Genomic DNA, 5,137 nt, shown 5'->3' on the forward strand with positions numbered 1-5,137 from the left:
GAGCGGGACCAGCACCGATACCGCGCCGCCGAGTGTGCCGTACGGCATCGTGCAGGCCGGTGGACGGGGCGCTGGATCCCGGCCCCCGATCTCGGCTCCGGCACGCGGGAGTTGGCGCACATGCCACACCGAATCCCGGATCCCGGCGAAGTGCCGGGCCAGCCGGATCAGTGTCGCCGGCACCTGCGCGAGCGGCACCGTCGGTCCTCGGAGGTCGCCGATCACGATCGTCGACACGGCGGGATCGCGGAGGATTGCGGTCAGATCGCAGCGCATCGCGGCGATATCCCCGCGACCGTCGTCGATGCCGAACAGGAACCGTCCCGGCAGGTCGGCGAGCGCCGGATCGGCACACAACCCGGCATCGAGTTCACGGACGAGCGGACGTACATCCGCGAGTCCTCCGCAGAGCCCCGTGAGGGGAGACGCGACGATGTTGCGCACCCGTTCGTGACTCGCCGAGGGCAACAGACCCGTCGCGGTCACAGCCTCGGACAGGGCCGACGGCACGCCTCCGCACTCGTCGAGTTCGATACCTCTGATCTGCAGGTTTCCACGCGACGTCAGGTGCACGTCGCCGTCCGCACAGGCAACCGAGACCGCGGACAATGCCCGAAGCGCGCCGTCGGGGAGTTGTCCTCCGGGCACACGCAGGCGCACCAGCGCCCCGTCCGCAGCGACGTGCGGGCGGAGGATTCCGGGACACCGATCGGGAGGAAGAGAGGGTGGGAGAGCATCCACGGACGCACATGCTTGCACACCTTCCCGGCAACGTGCGCTACTCTCGGTTTGCCGTGGTGCTCGGGAAGCCGGTGAGAAACCGGCGCGGCCCTCGCCACTGTGAGCGGATAGTTGCTCGCCCTCGTCCGTACCGGTCCGCCGGTACGGAGGCCACTGGATCTCGGTCCGGGAAGGTCGGCGCAGCAGCGACGACCCGTCAGCCAGGAGACCGGCCACGGCACGTGAGGTCCACGAGGGTTTTGGAGACTGAACATGGCTGTACGCCTGTGTTTTCGGGTTGCGTCGTGACGCGCCTGACTTTGTTGTCGACGTCCGACACCGACCTGCTGTCGGCCCGGTCGAGCGGTGCCGACTGGGTGCTCGGCAACCCGTCGCGCCTCGACGTGCCCACCGAACTTCCCGCGCTGCTCGACGGTTCGGGCCTGGTCGTCGTGCGGATACTGGGTTCCGCACGCAGCTGGCGGGACGGACTCGACACCGTGCTGGCAACCGGGGTGCCGGTCGTCGTCCTGGGCGGTGAACAAACACCCGACGCCGAACTCATGGAGTATTCGACGGTTCCGATCGGCGTTGCGGCCGAGGCACATCGCTATCTCGCGCACGGCGGACCCACCAATCTCGATCAGTTGCACGCCTTCCTGACCGACACCGTGCTGCTCGGCGGTGAAGGCTTCGAACCGCCTGCCGAACTGCCCGAATGGGGCGTGCTCGACCGGCCTGCGAGGCCGGCGGGCGAAGAGTTGCCCCGCGTGGGCGTGTTGTTCTACCGCGCCCACCACACCAGCGGAAACGTCCAGTTCGCGCACGATCTCGCCGACGCCATCGACGCCACCGGCACGGCCCGCGGCGTCGTGATCCACTGCGCGTCGCTGCGCGGAGCACCCACCGATCTCCTCGCCGAACTCGGTACCCTCGACGCGCTCGTCGTGACGGTGCTGGCAGCCGGTGGAACCAAACCCGCCACGGTGAGTGCCGGGGGTGAGGACGAGGCATGGGACGTCGGGGCGCTCGCCGCGCTCGACATCCCGATCCTGCAGGCCCTGTGCCTGACCTGGAGTCGCGAGGATTGGGCGGAGTCGGACGACGGTGTGTCGCCGCTGGATTCGGCCACGCAGATCGCGGTCCCCGAGTTCGACGGCCGCATCATCACGGTGCCGTTCTCGTTCAAGGAACTCGACGCCGACGGACTGCCCCGCTACGTCACCGACCCGGAACGGTGCCGTCGCGTCGCCGGTATCGCGGTGGCGCACGCACGACTGCGACACGTACCGCCGCCGCAGCGCCGGATAGCCATCATGCTGTCCGCCTACCCGACCAAACATTCCCGGGTCGGCAACGCCGTCGGTCTCGACACCCCGGTGTCGGCGATCCACATGCTGCGCGCTCTACGCGATGCCGGATACGACCTCGGCGACGGATTTCCCGGCATGGACCTCGCGGACGACACCGAGGCCGGCAACACCCTCATCCACGCCCTGATCGATGCCGGTGGACAGGACGAGGAATGGCTCACCGCCGACCAGCTGGCCGGAAACCCGGTGCGCGTGACCACGTCCGACTATCTCGCGTGGACCGGCGATCTTCCGGCCGAGCTCACCGACGCCATCGCCGAGACGTGGGGGCCGGCCCCCGGGTCGCTGTTCGTCGACGGCAGCGGTGACGACCAGGCAATCGTGCTGGCGACCCTGCAGGCCGGCAACGTGGTGCTGATGATCCAGCCGCCGCGCGGTTTCGGCGAGAACCCGGTGGCGATCTACCACGATCCCGACATGGCGCCGTCGCATCATTACCTCGCCGCGTACAAGTGGGTCGAGCACGGCTTCGGTGCCGATGCCGTGGTTCACCTGGGCAAACACGGTTCGATGGAATGGTTGCCCGGGAAGAACGCGGGCCTGTCCGCGGCGTGCGCGACCGACGCGGCCATCGGCAATCTGCCGCTGATCTATCCGTTCCTCGTCAACGATCCCGGCGAAGGCGCACAGGCGAAGCGCCGTGCCCACGCGATCATCGTCGATCACCTGATCCCGCCGATGGCGCGCGCCGAATCGTACGGTGACATCGCGCGTTTGGAGCAACTGCTCGACGAGTACTCCAATATCGCGGCGATGGACCCGGCCAAGCTGCCCGCGATCCGGGCTCAGATCTGGACGCTGATCCAGGCCGCGAAACTCGATCACGATCTCGGGCTCGACGACCGCCCGCACGACGCCGAGTTCGACGACTTCCTGCTGCACGTCGACGGCTGGCTGTGCGAGGTCAAGGACGCCCAGATCCGCGACGGTCTGCACGTCCTGGGCGCCGCGCCGGTCGGGGAGGCGCGGGTGAATCTGGTGCTGTCGATCCTGCGTGCCGCGCAGGTATGGGGCGGTAAGAGCAACGCCGTGCCCGGTCTGCGCACGGCACTCGGACTGAAGCCCGAGGCCCCACTGGCCGAGGTCGACGGAATCGAAGGCGTTGCGCGGTCGCTCGTGCAGGCCATGGAGGACGACGACTGGCGTACCGAGTCCGCTTCGCGCATCGTCGAATCCGTCCTCGGCCATCCTGATACCGAGGTCGCTCGCGTACTCGCCTTCGCCGCCGAGGAGGTGGTGCCTCGCCTCGCGGGCACGACCGCCGAACTCGACGCCGTCCTGCACGCCCTCGACGGCGGGTACGTCCCTGCCGGACCGTCCGGCTCGCCGCTCCGTGGCCTGGTCAACGTGCTGCCGACGGGCCGCAACTTCTACACCGTCGACCCGAAGGCCGTGCCGAGCCGGCTCGCGTACGACACCGGCGTCGCACTCGCGAACAACCTGATCGAGCGGTATCTCGCCGATACGGGGGAGTACCCGCAGTCGGTGGGCCTGTCGGTGTGGGGGACATCCGCGATGCGCACCGCCGGCGACGACATCGCCGAGGTACTCGCACTGATCGGAGTGCGTCCCGAATGGGACGCCGAGTCGCGCCGGGTCCGTGAACTGACCGTGATTCCGCTCGAGGAACTCGACCGGCCGCGCATCGACGTGACCGTCCGTATCTCCGGTTTCTTCCGCGATGCGTTCCCGCACGTCATCGGCATGCTCGACGACGCGATCCGCATGGTCGCCGCCCTCGACGAACCCGACGAACAGAACTATGTGCGAGCGCATGCCCGGCGCGACGAAGCCGAGCACGGCGACGCCGATCGTGCGGTGCGCCGCATCTTCGGGTCGAAGCCCGGCTCGTACGGTGCGGGCATCCTGCAGCTCATCGACTCCGGCAACTGGCGCACCGACGCCGATCTCGCCGAGGTCTACACGGCGTGGGGCGGATTCGCCTACGGGCGCGGTGTGCACGGAGTTGCGGCCGCCGACGACATGCGCACGAACTACCGCCGGATCGCGGTGGCGGCCAAGAACACCGATACCCGTGAACACGACATCGCCGACTCGGACGATTACTTCCAGTACCACGGCGGCATGGTCGCGACGGTGCGGGCACTGACGGGCACCGACCCGAAGGCGTACATCGGCGACTCCACCACACCCGACGCGGTGCGGACACGCTCACTGGCGGAGGAGACCGCGCGGGTCTTCCGGGCGCGGGTCGTCAACCCGAGGTGGATCGGCGCGATGCGCCGGCACGGCTACAAGGGTGCGTTCGAACTCGCCGCCACCGTCGACTACCTGTTCGGTTACGACGCCACCGCCGGCGTGGTCGAGGACTGGATGTACGAATCGCTCGCACAGAACTATGCACTCGACCCGGAGAACCAGGAGTTCCTCCGCGAAGCGAATCCGTGGGCGTTGCGCGGCATCATCGAACGCCTCACCGAGGCAGCCGATCGAGGGTTGTGGGCCGAACCGGACCCCGAGACGGTGAACAGCCTGCAGCAGGCCTATCTCGACGTCGAAGGTGATCTCGAGGACCGCGCTTGAGAGTTCGGCTCATCGGTATCGGACCCGGAGGACCGGACGATCTCACGGTGGCGGCGGTGCGCGCCCTCGAAAGCGTCGACGTCTTCCTGGTGGCCGACAAGAACCGGGGCGTGGACGATCTCGTCGAGGTACGCGAGGACATCCTGCGCCGCCACACCTCCGGTGCGCATCGGGTGATCGTGGTGGCCGACCCGCCCCGCGACCGGAATCCGGACCGGTACGGCGACGAGGTGCGCGACTGGCACGCCGCCCGCGCCGCAGCCTACGAATCCGTTCTGCTCGAACAGGTTCGGGACGACGAAACCGTCGGATTCCTCGTATGGGGAGACCCGAGCCTGTACGACAGCACGATTCGTGTCGTCGACCGCATCCTCGGGCGAGGGAACGTGCGGTTCGATTACGACGTCGTTCCCGGAGTCAGCAGTGTGCAACTGCTGGCGGCCCGGCATCGTCTGGTGCTCAACACCATCGGCGGGCCGATCACCGTCACCACCGGACGC

3 protein-coding genes and 1 riboswitch are annotated in these 5,137 nt (G+C 68.3%); of the genes, 2 read left to right on the forward strand and 1 reads right to left on the reverse strand.

Features of this window, described 5'->3' with window-relative positions; all coding sequences use genetic code 11:
- A partial coding sequence (locus R1101_RS0115710) for a cobalamin biosynthesis protein CobG (protein WP_026003334.1) occupies positions 1-741 on the reverse strand: 741 nt, incomplete at its 3' end.
- A 37-nt stretch (positions 742-778) separates the two neighbouring features.
- A riboswitch (cobalamin riboswitch) is annotated at positions 779-972 on the forward strand.
- Positions 973-1,025: 53 nt separating this feature from the next.
- On the opposite strand from R1101_RS0115710, the gene cobN reads away from it, so the two are divergent.
- Positions 1,026-4,637, forward strand: coding sequence for a cobaltochelatase subunit CobN (gene cobN, locus R1101_RS0115715; RefSeq protein WP_016934341.1), 3,612 nt, complete (start codon positions 1,026-1,028; stop codon positions 4,635-4,637).
- The coding region (cobF, locus tag R1101_RS0115720) for a precorrin-6A synthase (deacetylating) (protein WP_016934342.1) at positions 4,634-5,137 on the forward strand (504 nt) is incomplete at its 3' end. The genes cobN and cobF, both read left to right, overlap by 4 nt.

This window comes from Rhodococcus sp. R1101, from assembly GCF_000278445.1.
GTDB classification, from domain to species: Bacteria; Actinomycetota; Actinomycetes; order Mycobacteriales; family Mycobacteriaceae; genus Rhodococcus; species Rhodococcus gordoniae.